Below are 18,044 nucleotides of genomic sequence, written 5' to 3'. Positions count from 1 at the left end.
GAGCTGAAATTTGGGGGGGGGGGCGCAGGCCCGGGGCGGGTCAGAAGTTGCCGCCCACCCCGCCGTCGAAGCCGCCGCCCCCGCCGCCGAAGTCTCCTCCGCCGCCGAAACCGCCGCCTCCACCGAAGCCTCCACCGAAGCCTCCGCCGTAGCCGCCGCCCCCGCCGTTGAGGATGCCGCCCAGCAGGATCCCGCCGAGCATCGCACCGCCCATGCCGTTGCTGCGGCGGCCGTAGCCGACTCCGGCGTACCCGGGGCCGCCGTAGCCCATGGGTGAGATGAACTGGTCCACGTCCTGCTGCGCCGCGCGCTGGGCGGCGTCGGCCAGACGGATGGACTGGTTGGCCTCGTTGAGGGCGCGTTCGGGGTCGGAGTTCTGCAGCTCGTGGGCGATCTCGAGGTGGCGCTCGGCCTCCGCGAGCTCGGTGCGGGCCCGCGCTCCCACCCCACCGCGGCGCGCCCACACGTAGTCGGACGCGGTGGTCAGGCTGGCCTGGGCGCTCACCAGCGCGTGGGAGAGCGTCTCCCGTGCGGAGCGGGCGCGGTCGTTCGCGGAGCGGACGTCCTGCAGTCCCTTGTCCAGCTCCGCCTTGGCCTGCGCGAGCCGGCGGGTGGAGCCGATCGGGTCGTAGCGGCCCGTGGCCATCTGCTGCGTGACCGTCTCCAGCACGGAGCGCACGCCCGCGGCGGCGCCCGCGAGCTCGGGGCGGGAGCCCTGCCGCACAAGGCCCTCGGCCTCGGCGACGTCCCGCTGCGCGATGCTCACGGCGTCCTTGAGGGACTCCTCCGCGCGGGCGAGCTCCCGGCGGGCGTTGTCCACGGAGTCGACGAGCCGGGCGGCCTGCCCCTGCGCCTCCTCGGCCGCGCGGATGTCCAGCACGGCCTTGGAGACCTGCCCCGCGTCCAGGTGCTGCTGCGCCCGGGTTGTGGAATCCTCGGCGAACTCGAGCCGCTCCCGCGCCTGCTCGCCGTTGTCACGGACGGACGCGAGAGCGGCGTCGTCGTACTCGCCGTGCAGCGAGACGAGCTGGGCCTCGACGTCCCGCAGCCGCGGCGCCGTGGCGGCCACCGCGGAGCGGACGCGCTCGAGCGCTTCCGGGGCGCACGTCTCCAGCTGGCGCAGCCCGGCGAAGTTCTGCTCTTGCTCGGCCAGGGGAGCGCGGGCCTGCCGCGTGCGCTCGATGATCTCCCCGAGCCACGCGCGCTGGTCCGCCTCGCTGTCCGGAATGTGGTCCTCGAGCTTCTGCTGCAGCTCGAACGAGGCGCGCATGTGCTCCTTGGCCCGCGCGAGCGCCTCCTCGAACGGGCGCGTCTGCTCGCTGCCGTACTGCAGCTGCGCGAACGCGAGCTCCTGCTCCGAGTGCTGGATGGCGTTGTCCGCCTCCACGAGCGCGGACCCGGCCTGCTTGTGCAGCTCGGGCAGCGGGACCAGCGGGCGCTGGGGTGCCGCGCCACCGCGTGGGCCCTCGCCCCCGGACGGTCCGCCGGGGCCCGGCTGCCCGCCCTGCGCACGACGCCGCCGCGAGCGCATCACGGTCGCGGCACCCACCCCGGCGGCCGCCACACCGCCCGCCAGCAGCAGGCCGGTCACGGCGCCGCCGGCGCCCGCCCCGCCGAGCTCCCGGTCGATCCCGTCCACGGCGCCCTGGGCGGCACCGTCCCAGTCTCCGGTGCGCAGCGCGGGCGCGATGTGCTCGTCGTAGATCTTCTGCTGCTCGGACCGCGACAGCGGGCCGGAGGAGTTGGCCACGAAGCGCGCCTGCTTGGACTGCGTGGCCACGGCCAGGACGGCGTCGTTGGTCCCGAAGCCGTTGGTCCTCGCGAACTTCTGGACCCACTCACCGGGGTCCGTGGGATCCGTGAAGGTGTCCACGTACACCACGTAGAGGGTGATGCTGTGCTCGTTCGCCAGCTCCGAGATGTCGTTCTGCAGGCCCGAGGTGTCCCCGAGTGCGCCGCTGGTGTCCACCACGCGCTGGCCGGGATCCACCCGGGAGGGCGGCTCCGCGTGCGCGGCCGGGCCCGCCACCAGGCAGGCGCCCGTGAGCAGAGCGGCGGGAATCGTGCGGTGCCAGGCGGTGCGTGGTGTCATGACCCTCGTTCCGATCGGATGTCAGCCCGGTGGACGTGCGGCGCCCGGTGCGCCCGGGGAAGGTCCCGCCGTCCGGTTCACAGGATACGCGTCGGTGTCAGCGGGGTCGCACGCAGGCGCTCCGGAGTCGGCCGTCATTCTCCCGGCAACGGTGCGGAGGGCGTCCAGCCCCGCCCCAGTCGGACCGGGCATACTGGGCTCCGCAACCTGTCGGGCCGGTCACCGGTACCCCGCTCTACGAGGAGAGAACATGGCTGATTCCCACGATCCGCGCACCGGGGGCGATCCCCAGGGACCGGTGCCCCCGTACGGCCAGTACGGCGCGGGCCAGCGGGGCGGTGCCGCGAGCCCCCAGGACGGTTCGGGGTGGCAGTCCCAGGAGACCCGGCCGATCCCGCCCGCCGGGGCAGAGGGCTCCCCCCAGTACGGCGGGGCCTCGTACGGCGACGCGCCCGCCCGCGGCCCCTACGGGGGCGGGCCGTACGACGGCGCAGGGTACAACGGTGGGGGGTACAGCGGCGCGGGCTACGACGACGCCTCCGGGGCCGGCTATCCGCCCGCGGCGGGCGGGCCGGGCTGGGACGGGCAGGATGGCGGGGCCTATCCGGCTCAGGACGGCGCGGCGGCACCGAAGCGGAAGTTCTCCGGGGGGATCATGATCGCCGGGATGGCCCTCGCCGGGCTGCTCGGTGCGGGTGTGGCGGTCGGCGCCGGCGCGGTGGGGGACACCAACGCCACCGGCGGCACCAGCAGCTCGCCCGTGATCGTCAACGACACCGAGTCCGTCAACGAGATCACCGCAGCCACCCAGAAGGCCTCCCCGTCCGTGGTCACGATCTCCGCCGCCTCCGGCAATGAGGCCGGCACGGGCTCGGGTGTGCTGCTGGACGACCAGGGCCACGTGCTGACCAACACCCACGTGGTCACCCTGGACGGCGCCGCCTCGGACGCCAAGATCGAGGTGCAGGCGGCTGACGGCTCCGTCCGCAAGGCCACCGTGGTGGGCACCGACCCCGGGTCCGACCTCGCGGTCATCAAGATCGACCCCAGCGGTCTGACCCCCGCGGTGCTCGGGGACTCGGACAAGCTCAACGTGGGAGACGCCGCGATCGCCATCGGTGCGCCGCTGGGACTGAGCGGGACCGTCACGGACGGCATCGTCTCCACGCTCAACCGCACCATCGCCGTGGCGTCCTCGGCCGCCGAGGACACCCCGGACGACTCCCAGCAGAGCCCGGGCGGTCCGCAGGACTTCTTCTTCAACTTCCCGGACAACGGGCAGTCCGGCTCGCAGTCCGCCAAGTCCAGCGTGTACCTGAACGTGATCCAGACGGACGCGGCCATCAACCCCGGCAACTCCGGTGGTGCGCTCGTGAACTCCGCCGGTGAGGTGATCGGCATCAACGTGGCGATCGCCTCCGCGGGAGGTTCCTCGGGCGAGTCGTCGGCGTCCGGCAACATCGGCGTGGGCTTCTCGATCCCGTCCAACACCGCCAAGCGTGTGGCGGACGAGATCATCAAGGACGGCAAGGCCACGCACGGCTACCTGGGCGCCTCGGTCTCCCCGTACGTGCCCTCCGGCAGCTCCTCGGACCAGTTCTCCTCCGGCGCCAGGGTGCGCTCGGTGGAGTCCGGATCTCCCGCCGCGGACGCCGGGCTGAAGCCCGACGACGTGATCACGTCCTTCAACGGCAAGCCGATCACGGACGCGGACGCCCTCACGGCAGGGGTGCGCGAGCTCGCCGCGGGCTCGGAGGCCGAGGTTGTCTTCAAGCGCGGCAACGACGAGCAGAAGGCCACCGTGACCGTGGGCAACGCCGCGGACCAGAAGAAGTAGCCGCGTCCCTGCGGTGACGGGCCGGCGGCCACCGGTCCGTCACCGCAGGGGCCGCGTCACATCAGGTGCCACGTCACATCAGGCGCCACGCCAGGGACGGTGCACGGCGGCAGGGAACGGGCCGGGCGGCGTCGTACCCCGTGGATCACACCCCGTCCGGGAAGCCCAGCTGGCGCCACGCCTCGTAGAGGGCGATCGAGGCCGAGTTCGCGAGGTTCAGGGAGCGGCGCCCCGCCAGCATGGGGATCCGCACCCGCTCGTGGACGCGCTCGTCCGCGAGCACCTCGTCCGGCAGTCCCGTGGACTCGCGTCCGAACAGCAGGACGTCCCCGTCCCGGTAGGCCACGTCCGTGTGGCGCGTGCTCGAGTGGGACGTGAACGCGAAGACCCGCGCGTCGCCGAGGGCGTCCCACAGTGCCTCGACCGTGGGGTGGACGTCCATCACCGCGAGGTCGTGGTAGTCCAGGCCCGCGCGGCGCAGGTTCGCGTGGTCGAAGTTGAAGCCGAGCGGCTCCACGAGGTGCAGGCGGGCCCCCGTGCACGCGGCGAGCCGGATGGCGTTGCCGGTGTTGCCGGGGATCTCGGGGGTGTGGAAGACGAAGTGGAGCATGGCTGCGAGTCTAGGCCCCGTCTGCGTCCCCCACTCGGCGGTCCCAGCCCTCTGGGGATGCCTGACCGGCCGGGCGCGGCGCGGCGCCGGTCGTAGGATGGGCCCATGCCCACACCCCGCGTCTACATGGACCACGCCGCCACCACGGACATGCTCCCGGAGGCCGTGGAGGCCTACCTGGAGCAGGCCAGGCGGGGCGGCAACCCCGCGTCCCTGCACTCCGGCGGGCGGTCCGCGCGCATGGCGCTGGAGACGGGGCGGGACGCCGTCGCGGCCGCCCTGAACGCGGAACCGGTGGAGATCATCCTCACCTCCGGGGGCACCGAGGCGGACAACATGGCGGTGCTCGGCCTGTTCCGCGCCGCCCGTGAGGCGGACCCACGGCGCACCGTCATCGTCCTGTCCGCCGTGGAGCACCACGCCGTGTCCGAGGCCGCGGAGTGGCTCGCGGCCCACGAGGGCGCGGAGCTGGTCTGGCTCGACGTCGACGCCACGGGACGTGTGGACCCCGGGCAGCTCGAACGGCTGCTGGCCGAGCGCGCGGCGGAGGTTGCGCTGGTCACCGTGATGTGGGCGAACAACGAGGTGGGGACCGTGCAGCCGGTGGCCGAGCTGGCCGCCCTGTGCGACGCCGCCGGGGTGCCCTTCCACGTGGACGCGGTCCAGGCGTTCTGCGCCGTTCCCGTGGACGCCCACCTGCCCGGGATCAGCACGCTCGCGGTCTCCGCGCACAAGCTCGGCGGGCCCATGGGGGTGGGCGCCCTCTACGCGCCGCGCAGCGTGCGTCTCGCGGCCACGAGCTTCGGCGGCGGACAGGAGCGCAGCGTCCGCTCGGGCACCGTCAACGCCGCCGGCGCGGCGGCCTTCGGCGCGGCCGTGGAGGCCGCGCAGCGCGGGTTCCGGGGCGAGTTCCTGCGCCGGGCCACCCTGCGGGACGCCCTCGTGGCGGGCATCCGGGAACGCGTCCCCGAGGCGGTGCTGCGCGGACCAGAGCCCGGGAGCCCGGCCGAGGAGTGGGAGCACCCCACCCGGCTGCCCGGCAACGCACACTTCACCTTTCCCGGCTGCGAGGGCGACTCCATGCTGTTCCTGTTCGACGCCGCCGGGGTGGCCCTGTCCACCGGCTCGGCGTGCAGCGCCGGGGTGCCCCGGGCCTCGCACGTGCTGCTCGCCATGGGCGTGGACGAGCAGACCGCCCGCGGGGCGCAGCGCTTCTCCCTGGGCCACTCCAGCACGTCGCGGGACGTGGACACCGTCCTCGACGCCCTCGTGGACGTCCACGCCCGGGCCCGCGCGGCAGGGCTGTCCGGACACGTGCCGGCCTCCTTCACGTCCTGAGCCGCTGCGCCGCGGGGAATAGCCGCCCCGGGGTGCGGGTTGTTAAGGCGTCTCGTCCAACCACAACCTTCCGAAGGGGACCCCGTGCGCGTTCTGGCAGCAATGAGTGGCGGTGTGGACTCCGCGGTGGCCGCGGCCCGTGCGGTGGACGCCGGGCACGACGTCACGGGTGTGCACCTCGCCCTGTCCCGGACCCCGGGCACGCTGCGCACGGGCGCTCGCGGCTGCTGCACCATCGAGGACTCCCGGGACGCGTGGCGCGCGGCGGAGAAGCTCGGCATCCCGTACTACGTGTGGGACTTCTCCGAGCGCTTCCAGGCGGACGTCGTGGACGACTTCGTGGCCGAGTACGCCGCCGGACGCACCCCCAACCCGTGCATGCGCTGCAACGAGAAGATCAAGTTCGCGGCCCTGCTGGAGAAGGCCCTGGCGCTCGGCTTCGACGCCGTGTGCACCGGCCACTACGCGAAGGTCGTGGAGGACGCGGACGGCCACAAGGAGCTGCACCGCGCCGCGGACTGGGCCAAGGACCAGTCCTACGTGCTGGGCGTGCTCACCGCCGAGCAGCTCGAGCACGCGATCTTCCCCCTCGCCGAGACCCCCTCCAAGGCGCAGGTGCGCGCGGAGGCGGAGGAGCGCGGGCTGTCCGTGGCCACGAAGCCCGACTCCCACGACATCTGCTTCATCCCGGACGGGGACACCCGCGGCTGGCTCGCGGACCACATGGACCTGGACCCCGGGCGGATCGTGGACACCGAGGGCAACGAGCTCGGGGAGCACCGGGGTGCGCAGGCCTACACCGTGGGTCAGCGCCGCGGCCTGCACATCGGCCGCCCGGCTCCGGACGGCAAGCCGCGGTTCGTGCTGGAGATCCGCCCCAAGACCAACGAGGTGGTGGTGGGTCCCGAGCAGCTGCTCGCGATCGACGTCATGGAGGGCATCCGTCCCTCCTGGGCCGGGCTGCCCCCGCGGGAGGTCGCGGCACTCGGCGACGACCCCGAGGCCCGTTCCGACGAGTTCGAGGTGACCGTGCAGGTCCGCGCCCACGGGGACCCGGCGCCGGCCCGGGCGTGGCTCACGCGCACGGAGGGGACCCCGCGGCTGCACGTGCGCCTGGACACGGCCCAGCGCGGCGTGGCCCCGGGCCAGACCATGGTGCTCTACCAGGGCACCCGCGTGCTCGGCCAGGCCACGATCGACGCCGCGTTCGCGGACCGCGCCCACCACGCGTCCGTCTGAGCGGAGACCGTTCACCGCCGGCGGGGCGGTCACGACGACGCCGCGGGCCTCGTCCCAGGGTTCGCCCGCCCTCCGGGGCGGGTGCCGGGTGCCCCGCGAAGAGCGCGCGGGCCGGGCCCGCCACCCCGTTTAGAGTGGTGGTCATGAGTTCCGCGACCGATCCCGCAGACCACGCGCCCCTCGATCCCGCCGCGGGCGGGGCGGGGCCCGGTGACACCGTGTCCGCCCGGCAGCGGCTGGACGCGATCCGGGGCACGATCGACAACATCGACGCCGCGCTGATCCACCTGCTCGCCGAGCGCTTCAAGGCCACCCAGCGGGTGGGCACGCTCAAGGCGGAGAACGACATGCCGCCCTCGGACCCGGAGCGGGAGAAGGCCCAGATCGAGCGGCTGCGCAGCCTGGCGGTGGCCGCCCACCTGGACCCCGAGTTCGCCGAGAAGTTCCTGAACTTCATCATCAGCGAGGTCATCCGCCACCACGAGGCCATCTCCGAGGACCACCAGCGCGGAACGGACGCATGAGCGGGTTCGCCACGGACGCCGTCACCGCCGCCCTGACCCGGCCCCTGCGCGGCACGGACCTCGTGGAGACGTTCACGGTGCTGCGGGGCGAGCTCGGGGCTCCGCACCGCGCGGCCGTCCCTCTTCTCCCGGACCGCGGGCCGCACGCGGAGCTCGCGGCGCGCACGTGCGCGGTCCTGGAGTCCCTGCACGCGGACCGGCAGCCGCACGGCTGGCGCGTGACCGGCGTCGCCGGGGACGACTCCCGCCAGGCCCGCGGACTGCTCGCGAGCGACCTCAACGCGGTGGCCGACGTGCTCGGTGCGGAGTCCGGGGCGGACTCCGCACCCGTGGTGCTCACCCTCCTGGGCCCGGTGTCGCTCGCGGCCACCGTCCACGTGCGCAACGGTGAGAAGCTGCAGTCGGACCCCGGGGCGCGGCGCGACCTGACGGAGTCCTGGTGCGCGGGGATTGCTGGTCTGATGACTGCGCTCCGGCGCAACACCGACGGCCGCGGCGCGGTGCTCGTGCTCTCGGAACCCGAGCTCGACAGGGTCCTGGAGGGCACCATCCCCACCGCGAGCGGCTACCGCACTCTGCGCTCCGTGCCCCGCGCGGAGGTCCACGGCGCGCTGACCGCGGCGGTCGGCGCGTGCCGTGACGCCGGCGCCGCGTCGGTCGTGCTCGACGCCGGGGCAGCCGGTGTGCACTGGGCGCCCCGCTGCGGCGCTGACACCGTGGTGGTGCCCGTTCCCACGGGGAGCACGCGGGAGTGGGAACCGCTGGCGGGCCTGCGCGAGGCGGGACTGCGGCTGTGCTTCGACGCCGCGGGGACAGCCGCACCGACCCCGGCGCGCGCCGTCGTCGATCGGCTGCTCGGGCCCTGGAGCGAACTGGGCATGGACCCGGCGGCTCTGCTGGGAACCGTCCTGGCACCGTCGTCCCGGATCAGTGAACTGGCGCCCCCGCAGCTGCCCGACGCGCTGCGGCGGGTGACCGGGGCGTGCGGCGCGCTCACGGAGGCGTGCAACGAGGGTTGACCCCGCTCAGGCCGTAGAATCGGCACACAGGACGCGGGTCGTCGGCCGCGGCCGACCCCGGAGCAGGAACGAGGGCGAAGGCAGGCCATGAAGGCGAGAATTCTGGTGGTGGACGACGACGCCGCGCTGTCCGAGATGATCGGCATCATCCTGGCGTCGGAGGACTTCGAGCCGGTGTACTGCTACGACGGTTCGAGCGCCCGCGAGGTCTTCCGCTCGTCGGAGCCGGACCTGATCCTCCTCGACCTGATGCTCCCCGGGATGGACGGCATCCAGGTGTGCCAGCAGATCCGCGCGGAGTCGGACGTGCCCATCGTGATGCTCACCGCCAAGTCCGACACCGCGGACGTGGTGCGCGGGCTCGAGGCCGGCGCGGACGACTACGTCCCCAAGCCCTTCAAGCCCGCCGAGCTCGTGGCGCGGGTCAAGGCGCGGCTGCGTCCCATGGACCGCGGGGCCACCCAGGAGATCACGCTCGGCGACATCGTCATCGACGTCACCGGCCACACCGTGACCCGGGGCGGGGAGGAGATCTCCCTGACGCCGCTGGAGTTCGACCTGCTCGCCACCCTCGCGCGCTCGCCGCACCAGGTCTTCAGCCGCGACGAGCTGCTGCGTGACGTGTGGGGCTATCCTCACGCGGCGGACAACCGGCTGGTCAACGTGCACGTGCAGCGGCTGCGCTCCAAGGTGGAGCGCGACCCCGAGAACCCCGAGGTGGTGCTCACGGTGCGCGGCATCGGGTACAAGGCCGGCGGGCACCCGCATAAATGACGGCGAGCGCAGCACCGCCGGCGTCGACCCCGGCACCGCGCCGCCGCCCCAAGAGGTTCCGCAGGATCCGCCTGGGGCGCCGCGTGCTGTTCCGGCGCTGGCGGCAGTCACTGCAGTTCCGCACCATCGCGATCGCCCTCACGCTGACCTCCGTGGCGTTCCTCGCCACGGGCAGCTTCCTCTCCCACCAGATCGCGGACCGGCTGTTCACGGACCGGCTGAACCAGGTGCTCGAGGAGGCGCGCACGGACATCAGCGTTGCCCAGGCGAGCTTCGACGCCTCGGACGCCTCGGACCGCACCGAGGTGCAGGCGCTGATCAACTCGACCATGGGGAGCCTGAGCCAGGACACGGACGCCGCCGACCACCGGTGGATCCTGATCCCCCTGGACCAGGGCTCGGGCCAGTCCTTCGTGGGGGTCCAGGCGGAGAGCTCCTGGATGACCTCGGCCACCGTCCCGCAGCAGCTGCAGCAGCGCGTGGCCAACGCGGACGGCACCTACTGGCAGCCGGCCTCGGCCCGGATGACGGAGAACGGCGCCGAACAGCCAGTCATCGTGGTGGGGGACGTGGTGCAGCTGAACCAGAACTCGCGCTACGGGCTGTACTTCGTGTACGACTTCTCGGATCCGCAGGCCACGCTGGACTCGATCCATGCCGTGCTGCTGCTGTCCATGGTGGCGCTGCTGCTGCTCGTGGGCACCATTGTCTGGTACATCACCCGTGAGGTGGTCCGCCCCGTGTCCAACACGGCACGCGTGTCCCAGCGGCTGTCGGAGGGCGACCTCGACGTGCGCATGCAGGTGCGGGGGACCAACGAGGTGGCGCAGCTGAGCCGCTCCTTCAACCGCATGGCGGACTCCATCCAGACCCAGATCACGCAGCTGGAGCAGCTGTCCTCGATGCAGCAGACCTTCGTCTCGGACGTCTCCCACGAGCTGCGCACGCCCCTGACCACCGTGAAGATGGCCGCGGAGGTGCTCTACAACGCCCGCGAGGACTTCGATCCCGTCAACCGCCGCTCCGCCGAGCTGCTGCACAACCAGGTGGACCGGTTCGACTCCATGCTCTCGGACCTGCTCGAGATCTCCCGCTTCGACGCCGGCGCCGCCCGCCTGGACATGGCCTCCACCGACATCTTCTCCGTCATCTACGACGTGGTGGAGGCCGCGGCCCCCATCGTGCTGCGGTCCGGCTCCGAGCTCACCGTGCGTTCCACCCTCACCCGGTGCGTGGTGCAGATGGACCAGCGCCGCATCGACCGGATCCTGCGCAACCTGGTGACCAACGCCCTGGAGCACGGAGAGAGCCGACCCGTTGACATCTACGTGGCCGCCAACGAGAACTGCGTGGCCGTCGCGGTGCGGGACCACGGCATCGGGATGACCGAGGAGCAGACCGCGAAGGTGTTCAACAGGTTCTGGCGCGGGGACCCCGCGCGGGCGCGCACCGTGGGCGGCACCGGTCTGGGGCTCGCGATCGCCACGGAGGACACCCGGCTGCACGGCGGCCGGCTGGAGGTGTGGGCCGAGCCCGACAACGGGGCGTGCTTCCGACTCACGCTGCCGCTGCTGCACACCCAGTCCCTGGACCCCGAGCTGGTCAACCCGCTGGACATGCCGCCCGCCGAGAGCTTCACCGAGTCCACCGCCCGGGTCACCGACACGGGATCGCTGCAGCTGACGGCTCCGGCCGTGCAGCCCGCCATGGAACCGGACACGGGACAGATGCTGATTGCGTTCCCGCCGGCACCGGGGGGCGGCTCCGGGGGCGAGCGGGCGACGCCGTCCGACGCCGGGAGCACGCAGGACGAGAACGGTGGCCGGACCGAGGACGTCCGGGGGAGCGGATCCACGGCGGCTGGCCGCAGCGAGGGGACGGAGAAACCATGAACCACGGGTGGACCACACCCCGGCGCCCGGACACCGTGGGCGGCACCACGCGCCGTCGACGGTGCGCCGCAGCCGCCCTCGCGGTGGGGCTGTCGCTGACGCTGTCCGCGTGCGGGGCCATGCCCCGTTCCGGGCCCGTGCACAAGGTGGTGGAACCCACCGAGCAGTCCCAGCAGAGCGCCATGGCGTACAACCCGCAGGCCCCGCGGCCCGGTGCGTCCGCCCAGGAGGTCGTGGAGGGCTTCCTGGCGGCGGGCGTGGGGGCGCAGGACGACTACTCGGTGGCCCGCCAGTACCTCACGCCGCAGCTGGCGACCACGTGGAAGCCGGACGCCCGGGTGCTGATCCACTCGGGTGAGCCCACCACGGTGCCGCGGCTGAACGAGGGCGAGTTCCGCACCACGATCGAAGTGGGTGCCGTCCTGGACGCCGAGGGGGTGCGCACGGCTCAGCCCCGGGGGAGCACGCGCGTGCTGGACTTCGCGCTGACCTCGGTGGACGGTCAGTGGCGCATCTCCCAGGCCCCGGACGGCGTGATCATCCCGGACACGGACTTCGCGCAGATCTTCTCGCCCGTGGACCTGTACTTCTACTCGGCCAACGACAGCACCACCGTGGTCCCTGACCCGCGATGGTTCGCCAAGCGGCCCACGGCGTCCACGGCCGCGGTGCGCGCGCTGCTGAGCGGGCCCGCGTCCTACCTCGAGGGCTCTGTGTCCAGCGCGCTCCCGCAGAGCGCCACCCTGTCCAAGTCCTCGGTTCCCGTGTCCGGTGGGACCGCGGCGGTGGACCTCAGCATGTCCGGTTTCGATCCCGCGGACGTGGAGCAGGCCCGCCGGATGGACCAGCAGCTGCGCGCCACCCTGCAGTCCGTGCCGTCCGTGGAGGACGTGGACCTCACGGTCAACGACGCGCCCGTGGACACCTCCGGGCGTGCGGGGGCAGACCCCACGCGGTCCGTGACCGTGCCCAACCGCCAGGTCGGCGTCTCGGACAACCAGCTGGCGTTCTACCAGGGAGGACAGACGGAGCTCGTCCCCGGTCTCTCACTGCCGGACGGGGCCAAGGTCACCAAGCCGGGAATGGACACCGAGGCCTCGACCTTCGCGTTCGTGGACGCTGCGAGCGGCGCGATGTACACGGTGTCCTCCGGCGAGCAGGCGCAGCGTCGCTGGACGGGCACCGCGCTCACCCGCCCCAGCTTCGACCGGCAGGGCTGGGTCTGGGGATCCGACCGCTCCGGCACGGTCCACGCCGCGCCGGCAGCCGCCGAAGGCTCCGGGCGCACCGTCGGAGCAGACTGGTTGAAGGACCAGCACGTCGCGTCACTGCGCATCTCCAGGGAGGGCAACCGCGCCCTGGTGGTCACCACGGACGAGTCCGCCCAGCGCTCCACGCTGTGGATCTCGGGCGTGGTGCGTGATGACTCCGGCCGGCCGGTGGAGCTGGAGAAAGGCAACGCCGTAGCTGCGGACGTGGACGTGAACACGGCGCAGTGGATCGGCTCGGACGAGTTCGTGACCACGGCGCTGAACCAGGACAGCAACGCCCAGCCCCGCCGGTACTCGGTGTCGGGGACCTACGAGGACCTGCCCTCCCTCACCGGCGTCACGTCCATCACGGGCGGCAACGGACCTGCCGCCGTCTACGGCGCCTCGGACGGCAAGCTCTACATGCTGACCGGCAGCTCGTGGGCGCTGCAGAGCGAGGACGTCACGGACACCTCCTTCGCGGGGTGACCGCGCCGGGGCCCGGCGCACCACCGGCACCACCGTGCGCAGAGCACTGCCCAGTGCCGGTCAGGGCTGGTGGTTCCGGAATCCTCGGGCTGGACTGGACGGATGACAGCCGACCGCACTGGACCACCGCCGCGCTCTGCCGCGATCCCACTCCCGGCACCCGGGCTTCACCCCGGTTCCCCGAGCCGAGGGCAGTACCGGCCCCCGGGCACCGCCCCGGTGCGTGCTCCGCGTCCAGCGCCACCGCCGGACACCCGTGGTCTGCAGGGCACCACTGCCGCGCACGGCCACGGTCTTCCGCCGGTTCCTCTCCCGCTCCGCCACCCCGCGCCACCACGGCCGGCCGCCGAGGCCGCCCGGCCAGGCTCGTGGGGCGGGGCCGTCACACCGCAGTGGTTCACCGCCGGCACCCGGGCGCGCTGGGACCGCGCGGCCGCCCGCCTCGTCGACTGGTGTGCACAGGCCGTGGAACTGTTCCTCCCCGTCTCGTGCGCGGTGTGCGGGGAGCCCGGTCGTACGCTGTGCCGCCCGTGCCGTCTCGTGCTGCGCCGCTGCACCGCCGCCCCCGGGCAGGTCACCGCGCCGGAGGTGCTGCGGGACCAGGGAGTCAGCGTCTTCGCGGCAGGGGAGTACGAGCACGAGCTCGCGGCGTGCCTGCTGGCGTACAAGAACGGTGGTCGCACCGATCTGGCCCCCGTCCTCGGGGTCGTGCTCGGGGCTGTCCTCGCCGCCGCGGCGCGGGACGTGAGGGAGCACGGCCGCGGCCCGCTGCTGTGGGTGCCCGTCCCCACGAGCGCCCGCGCGCGTCGTCGTCGGTGGTTCGACCCCGTGGCCTGCCTGCTCGACGCCGCCGCGCTGCCTCCCGGAACTCGCGTGCACCACGCGCTGCGTCACAGGGGAGGCACGGTTCGCGGCGCGCGAGGTCCGCAGAAGGGCAGGGGGAGGAGGCAGCGGGCGCGGGCCGTGAGGGGGTCGATGCGCGCCCAGGACGTGCGGGGACGCACCTGCGTGGTCGTGGACGACGTCCTCACCACGGGAGCCACCATGGCAGAAGCCGTCCGGTGCCTCACCAGGGCCGGCGCTCACGTGCCCGCGGTGGTCACGATCGCCGGGGTGCGGGCCGGGCGTTCACCCCGGGAGAACTCCCAGACGTCGGACGCCGTTGTCCGTGAATTTCCCTGAGGTTTCATCTAGCGTTGGACCACGGGAAGCAATGAAGGTGTCCCGTGTGGGAGAGCAGCACGTCCCGCGCCATCCTCAAGATGTGGAGGGTCTCATGGAACTGAACATCCAGGGCCGCAACGTCACTTTGCCGGACCGATTCAAGGAGTACGCCGAGGAGAAGAGCGAGCGTTTTCAGCAGCTCGGCGACAAGGTCCAATCCATCGAGGTCAAAGTCACCAAGGACAACGGCGCCTCCGGCCACCAGGGCATGCGCGTGGAGATCACCGTGGTCGGCCGCGGACCGGTGCTGCGGGCGGAGGCCCGCAGCGACGACAAGTTCGCCGCGTTCGACGAGGCGTACGGCAAGCTCGTGGAGCAGCTGCGGCGCGCCCGGGACCGCCGGAAGATCCACCGCGCCGGGCACCAGAAGCCGGTCGCGGTGCACGAGGCCACGGGCTCGCTGCCCGTGGTTCCCACCACCGGGTCGTTCACGGGCTTCGAGTCCCCGCAGGCGCTGTCCGCGGCGGAGGACGAGGCCTTCGACACCGAGTACCCCCTGAGCGACACCCCCACCCCCGTGGAGATCCGCCGCAAGCGCTTCCCCGCCCACCAGATCACGGTGGACGAGGCCGTGGACCAGATGGAGCTGGTGGGCCACGACTTCTTCCTGTTCGTGGACAGGGAGACCCAGGAGCCATCCGCCGTCTACCGCCGCAAGGGCTGGGAGTACGGTGTGATCAGCCTGAGCCAGGACGGGCGGTCCGAGCAGGAGAAGGTCCGGGCCTACCAGTCCGAGACCTCCGCCGCGGATTCCTGAGCCACCCCTGACGCGCGCCCACGCGCGCACCATGTCACGAGCGGGCCCCGCGACCACGTCGCGGGGCCCGCTCCACTGTGAGGGACCGCTCGGAGTCCCTCACGTACACTGTTCGGCGGTGCACCCTCTGTTCTGCCCGGTGCCCACCAAAGATCTCTGAGGAGCGAACACACGTGGCGTCATTCCTGGAAACGGTTCTCCGCACGGGCGACAAGCGCGTCCTGAAGCGACTGAGGACGTACGCGGACGCCGTGAACAGCCTCGAGGACGGGTTCAAGGAACTCACGGACGCGGAGCTGCGGGCAGAGACGGACGCGTTCCGGGAGCGCATCGCGGACGGCGAGTCGCTCGACCGGCTGCTGCCTGAGGCGTTCGCCGCTGTGCGCGAGGCGGCGTCCCGGACCCTGGGCCAGCGCCACTTCGACGTGCAGATCATGGGCGGTGCGGCACTGCACCTCGGCTACATCGCGGAGATGAAGACCGGTGAGGGCAAGACCCTGGTGGCCACGGCCCCGGCGTACCTCAACGCGCTCTCGGGCAAGGGCGTGCACGTGGTGACCGTCAACGACTACCTGGCCGAGTACCAGGCCAACCTCATGGGCCGCGTCTACCGTTTCCTGGGCCTGGAGACCGGGGTGATCCTGGGTGGTCAGGAACCCTCGGTGCGCCGCGAGCAGTACGCCGCGGACATCACCTACGGCACCAACAACGAGTTCGGCTTCGACTACCTGCGCGACAACATGGCGTGGACCAAGGACGAGCTCGTCCAGCGGGGTCACCACTTCGCGATCGTGGACGAGGTGGACTCCATCCTCATCGACGAGGCCCGCACCCCGCTCATCATCTCCGGCCCTGCCTCGGGGGAGGCCAACCGCTGGTACCGCGAGTTCGCGACCGTGGTGAAGACGCTCTCCCCGGAAACCGACTACGAGGTGGACGAGAAGAAGCGCACGGTGGGTGTGCTCGAACCGGGCATCGAGAAGGTCGAGGACTGGCTCGGCATCGACAATCTGTACGAGTCCCAGAACACCCCGCTGATCGGATTCCTCAACAACGCGATCAAGGCCAAGGAGCTGTTCCGCAACAACAAGGACTACATCGTCTCGGGCGGCGAGGTGAAGATCGTGGACGAGCACACGGGTCGCGTGCTCGCCGGGCGGCGCTACAACGAGGGTGTCCACCAGGCCATCGAGGCCAAGGAGGGCGTGGACATCAAGCCCGAGAACCAGACGATGGCAACCATCACCCTGCAGAACTACTTCCGCCTGTACGACAAGCTCTCCGGCATGACGGGCACCGCCCAGACCGAGGCCGCAGAGTTCATGAACACGTACGAGATCGGCGTGGTGGCCATCCCTCCGCACCGTGGCATCGCGCGCGAGGACAAGCGGGACGTGGTCTACAAGAACGAGGCCACCAAGTACGCGGCCGTGGTGCGCGACATCGAGGAGCGCCACGCGAAGGGTCAGCCCGTGCTCGTGGGCACGGCCTCGGTGGAGAAGTCCGAGTACCTCTCCCGGCTGCTCGCCAAGCGCGGTGTGCGCCACGAGGTGCTCAACGCCAAGAACCACGCCCGGGAGGCCGCGATCGTGGCCCAGGCCGGACGCAAGGGCGCGGTCACCGTGGCCACCAACATGGCGGGGCGCGGCACCGACATCATGCTCGGCGGCAACGCGGAGTTCAACGCCGTGGAGAAGATGGCGGAGCTGGGACTGGACCCGGAGCGGGACGCCGAGGAGTACGAGGCGCGGTGGCCCGAGGTGCTCGAGGCCTGCGAGGAAGCCACCCGGACCGAGCACGACGAGGTCCTGGAGGCCGGCGGGCTCTACGTCCTGGGCACGGAGCGTCACGAGTCCCGCCGCATCGACAACCAGCTGCGCGGGCGCTCGGGGCGTCAGGGCGATCCGGGGGAGTCCCGGTTCTACCTGTCGCTGTCCGACGACCTCATGCGCCTGTTCAACCCCGGTGCCGCCCAGCGGCTCATGGCGATCGCACCGGATGACGTCCCCGTCACGGGGCGGCTCATCACCTCCGGGATCGCGAACGCACAGAACCAGGTGGAGGGCCGCAACGCCGAGCAGCGCAAGAACGTGCTGAAGTACGACGACGTCCTCAACCGCCAGCGTGAGGTGGTCTACAAGGACCGCAGGCGGATCCTCATGGGAGACGACATCGAGGACCAGATCCGGCAGTTCACGGAGGAGGTCATCTCCTCCGTGATCGTGGAGCGCACCGGCAGGGGCCACCCCGAGGACTGGGACATGGACGGCCTCTGGGATGCACTGCGGGCCATCTACCCCGTGTCCCTGACCCCCGAGGAGGTCGCCGAGGAGGCGGGCGGGCTCCCGCGCCTGACCAGCGAGTTCCTGCAGGAGCAGATCCTCTCGGACGCCAGGGTGATGTACCAGGAGCGCGAGGAGGAACTCGGCTCCGAGGCCATGCGCAACCTGGAGCGCCGGGTGCTGCTGTCGGTCATCGGCCAGCGCTGGCCCGAGCACCTCTACGAGATGGACTACCTCAAGGAGGGCATCGGGCTGCGGGCCATGGCCCAGCGCGATCCCCTGGTGGAGTACCAGCGGGAGGGTCATGCGATGTTCCAGGACGTCATGGCCGCCATCCGCGAGCAGACGGTGGTGACTCTGTTCCACCTGGAGGTCCGCAAGCAGCGCACGGGAGCGGACGGTGGAGCCGTGGAGCTGAGCACCCCCCAGCGCCCGGCATTCCTGAAGTACACCGCCCCGGACGAGGACGGCACGCCCACGGCAGCCGTGGAGCGGGAAGGCTCCCCCGGCGTCGGTTCCTCGGACACCGTCGACTCGCAGGTCGACGCGGACGCCGCGGGCTCCACGGCGGCGCAGGGCGAGACTGCGTCCGCGGCCGTGTCGGAGGACTCCCAGGAGGTTGTCTCCAACCGGGCGCAGCGCCGCGGGAAGTCGGCGAGGAGCAGCTCCAAGGCCAGGCGCGGCAAGCGCCGCTGAGACCGGTACCGCAGTGGCGGG

13 protein-coding genes are annotated in these 18,044 nt (G+C 72.2%); 11 read left to right on the top strand and 2 right to left on the bottom strand.

Annotated features, from left to right (window positions below; all coding sequences use genetic code 11):
• Positions 1–40: 40 nt before the first annotated feature.
• Positions 41–2,092 carry a TPM domain-containing protein gene (locus tag HMPREF2833_RS03635; protein ID WP_070636727.1) on the bottom strand — a complete coding sequence of 684 codons (2,052 nt, stop codon included), beginning with the start codon at positions 2,090–2,092 and terminating at the stop codon, positions 41–43.
• A gap of 250 nt (positions 2,093–2,342) precedes the next feature.
• Here HMPREF2833_RS03635 and HMPREF2833_RS03630 point away from each other — a divergent pair, with 250 nt between their 5' ends.
• A complete protein-coding gene (locus HMPREF2833_RS03630; RefSeq protein WP_070636726.1) occupies positions 2,343–3,929 on the top strand; it encodes a S1C family serine protease in 1,587 nt (528 codons plus the stop codon).
• Positions 3,930–4,074: 145 nt separating this feature from the next.
• Here HMPREF2833_RS03630 and HMPREF2833_RS03625 read toward each other — a convergent pair whose 3' ends face one another.
• Positions 4,075–4,539, bottom strand: a complete 465-nt coding sequence (locus HMPREF2833_RS03625) for a tRNA (cytidine(34)-2'-O)-methyltransferase (RefSeq protein WP_047979010.1) — start codon at positions 4,537–4,539, stop codon at positions 4,075–4,077.
• Positions 4,540–4,644: 105 nt separating this feature from the next.
• On the opposite strand from HMPREF2833_RS03625, the gene HMPREF2833_RS03620 reads away from it, so the two are divergent.
• The 10 genes from HMPREF2833_RS03620 to secA all read left to right on the top strand — a co-directional run bounded on the left by HMPREF2833_RS03620 (position 4,645) and on the right by secA (position 18,023).
• Positions 4,645–5,877, top strand: coding sequence for a cysteine desulfurase family protein (locus tag HMPREF2833_RS03620; RefSeq protein ID WP_070636725.1), 1,233 nt, complete (start codon positions 4,645–4,647; stop codon positions 5,875–5,877).
• Positions 5,878–5,961: 84 nt separating this feature from the next.
• On the top strand, positions 5,962–7,116 hold the full coding sequence (gene mnmA / locus HMPREF2833_RS03615) for a tRNA 2-thiouridine(34) synthase MnmA (RefSeq protein ID WP_070636724.1): 1,155 nt from the start codon (positions 5,962–5,964) through the stop codon (positions 7,114–7,116).
• A 143-nt stretch (positions 7,117–7,259) separates the two neighbouring features.
• Entirely contained in the window at positions 7,260–7,640 is a 381-nt protein-coding gene (locus tag HMPREF2833_RS03610; RefSeq protein ID WP_070637522.1) for a chorismate mutase, read from the top strand.
• Complete coding sequence (locus HMPREF2833_RS03605; protein ID WP_070636723.1) at positions 7,637–8,659, top strand: hypothetical protein; 1,023 nt, start codon at positions 7,637–7,639, stop codon at positions 8,657–8,659. Before HMPREF2833_RS03610 ends, HMPREF2833_RS03605 begins: the two co-directional genes overlap by 4 nt.
• 87 nt (positions 8,660–8,746) lie before the next feature.
• Positions 8,747–9,433: an MtrAB system response regulator MtrA gene (mtrA, locus tag HMPREF2833_RS03600; protein WP_039101770.1), complete on the top strand. Its 687-nt coding sequence runs from the start codon at positions 8,747–8,749 to the stop codon at positions 9,431–9,433.
• Positions 9,430–11,325 (top strand): MtrAB system histidine kinase MtrB, encoded by a 1,896-nt coding sequence (mtrB, locus tag HMPREF2833_RS03595; RefSeq protein ID WP_070636722.1) that lies wholly within the window; start codon positions 9,430–9,432, stop codon positions 11,323–11,325. The genes mtrA and mtrB overlap by 4 nt, the downstream gene beginning before the upstream one ends.
• A complete protein-coding gene (locus tag HMPREF2833_RS03590; RefSeq protein ID WP_246829072.1) occupies positions 11,322–13,064 on the top strand; it encodes an LpqB family beta-propeller domain-containing protein in 1,743 nt (580 codons plus the stop codon). The genes mtrB and HMPREF2833_RS03590 overlap by 4 nt, the downstream gene beginning before the upstream one ends.
• 465 nt (positions 13,065–13,529) lie before the next feature.
• Positions 13,530–14,246, top strand: a complete 717-nt coding sequence (locus HMPREF2833_RS03585; protein ID WP_070636721.1) for a ComF family protein — start codon at positions 13,530–13,532, stop codon at positions 14,244–14,246.
• Between the two features lie 94 nt (positions 14,247–14,340).
• Positions 14,341–15,045: a ribosome hibernation-promoting factor, HPF/YfiA family gene (gene hpf / locus HMPREF2833_RS03580; protein WP_047979004.1), complete on the top strand. Its 705-nt coding sequence runs from the start codon at positions 14,341–14,343 to the stop codon at positions 15,043–15,045.
• A gap of 173 nt (positions 15,046–15,218) precedes the next feature.
• Positions 15,219–18,023, top strand: coding sequence for a preprotein translocase subunit SecA (gene secA, locus HMPREF2833_RS03575; protein WP_070636720.1), 2,805 nt, complete (start codon positions 15,219–15,221; stop codon positions 18,021–18,023).
• The last annotated feature ends 21 nt before the right edge of the window (positions 18,024–18,044 follow it).

The organism is Kocuria sp. HMSC066H03, from assembly GCF_001812045.1.
In the GTDB taxonomy this organism is placed as follows: Bacteria; Actinomycetota; Actinomycetes; order Actinomycetales; family Micrococcaceae; genus Kocuria; species Kocuria rhizophila.
Note: the sequence above shows the minus strand (reverse complement) of the source record. Positions and strands in the feature narration are given on the sequence as shown.

Coding starts and splice junctions, on each gene's coding strand:
- HMPREF2833_RS03605 (WP_070636723.1), top strand. CDS start 7,637: ATGAGCGGGTTCGCCACGGACGCCGTCACCGCCGCCCTGACCCGGCCC.
- mtrA (WP_039101770.1), top strand. CDS start 8,747: ATGAAGGCGAGAATTCTGGTGGTGGACGACGACGCCGCGCTGTCCGAG.
- HMPREF2833_RS03620 (WP_070636725.1), top strand. CDS start 4,645: ATGCCCACACCCCGCGTCTACATGGACCACGCCGCCACCACGGACATG.
- HMPREF2833_RS03625 (WP_047979010.1), bottom strand. CDS start 4,539: ATGCTCCACTTCGTCTTCCACACCCCCGAGATCCCCGGCAACACCGGC.
- mtrB (WP_070636722.1), top strand. CDS start 9,430: ATGACGGCGAGCGCAGCACCGCCGGCGTCGACCCCGGCACCGCGCCGC.
- HMPREF2833_RS03610 (WP_070637522.1), top strand. CDS start 7,260: ATGAGTTCCGCGACCGATCCCGCAGACCACGCGCCCCTCGATCCCGCC.
- HMPREF2833_RS03635 (WP_070636727.1), bottom strand. CDS start 2,092: ATGACACCACGCACCGCCTGGCACCGCACGATTCCCGCCGCTCTGCTC.
- hpf (WP_047979004.1), top strand. CDS start 14,341: ATGGAACTGAACATCCAGGGCCGCAACGTCACTTTGCCGGACCGATTC.
- HMPREF2833_RS03590 (WP_246829072.1), top strand. CDS start 11,322: ATGAACCACGGGTGGACCACACCCCGGCGCCCGGACACCGTGGGCGGC.
- HMPREF2833_RS03630 (WP_070636726.1), top strand. CDS start 2,343: ATGGCTGATTCCCACGATCCGCGCACCGGGGGCGATCCCCAGGGACCG.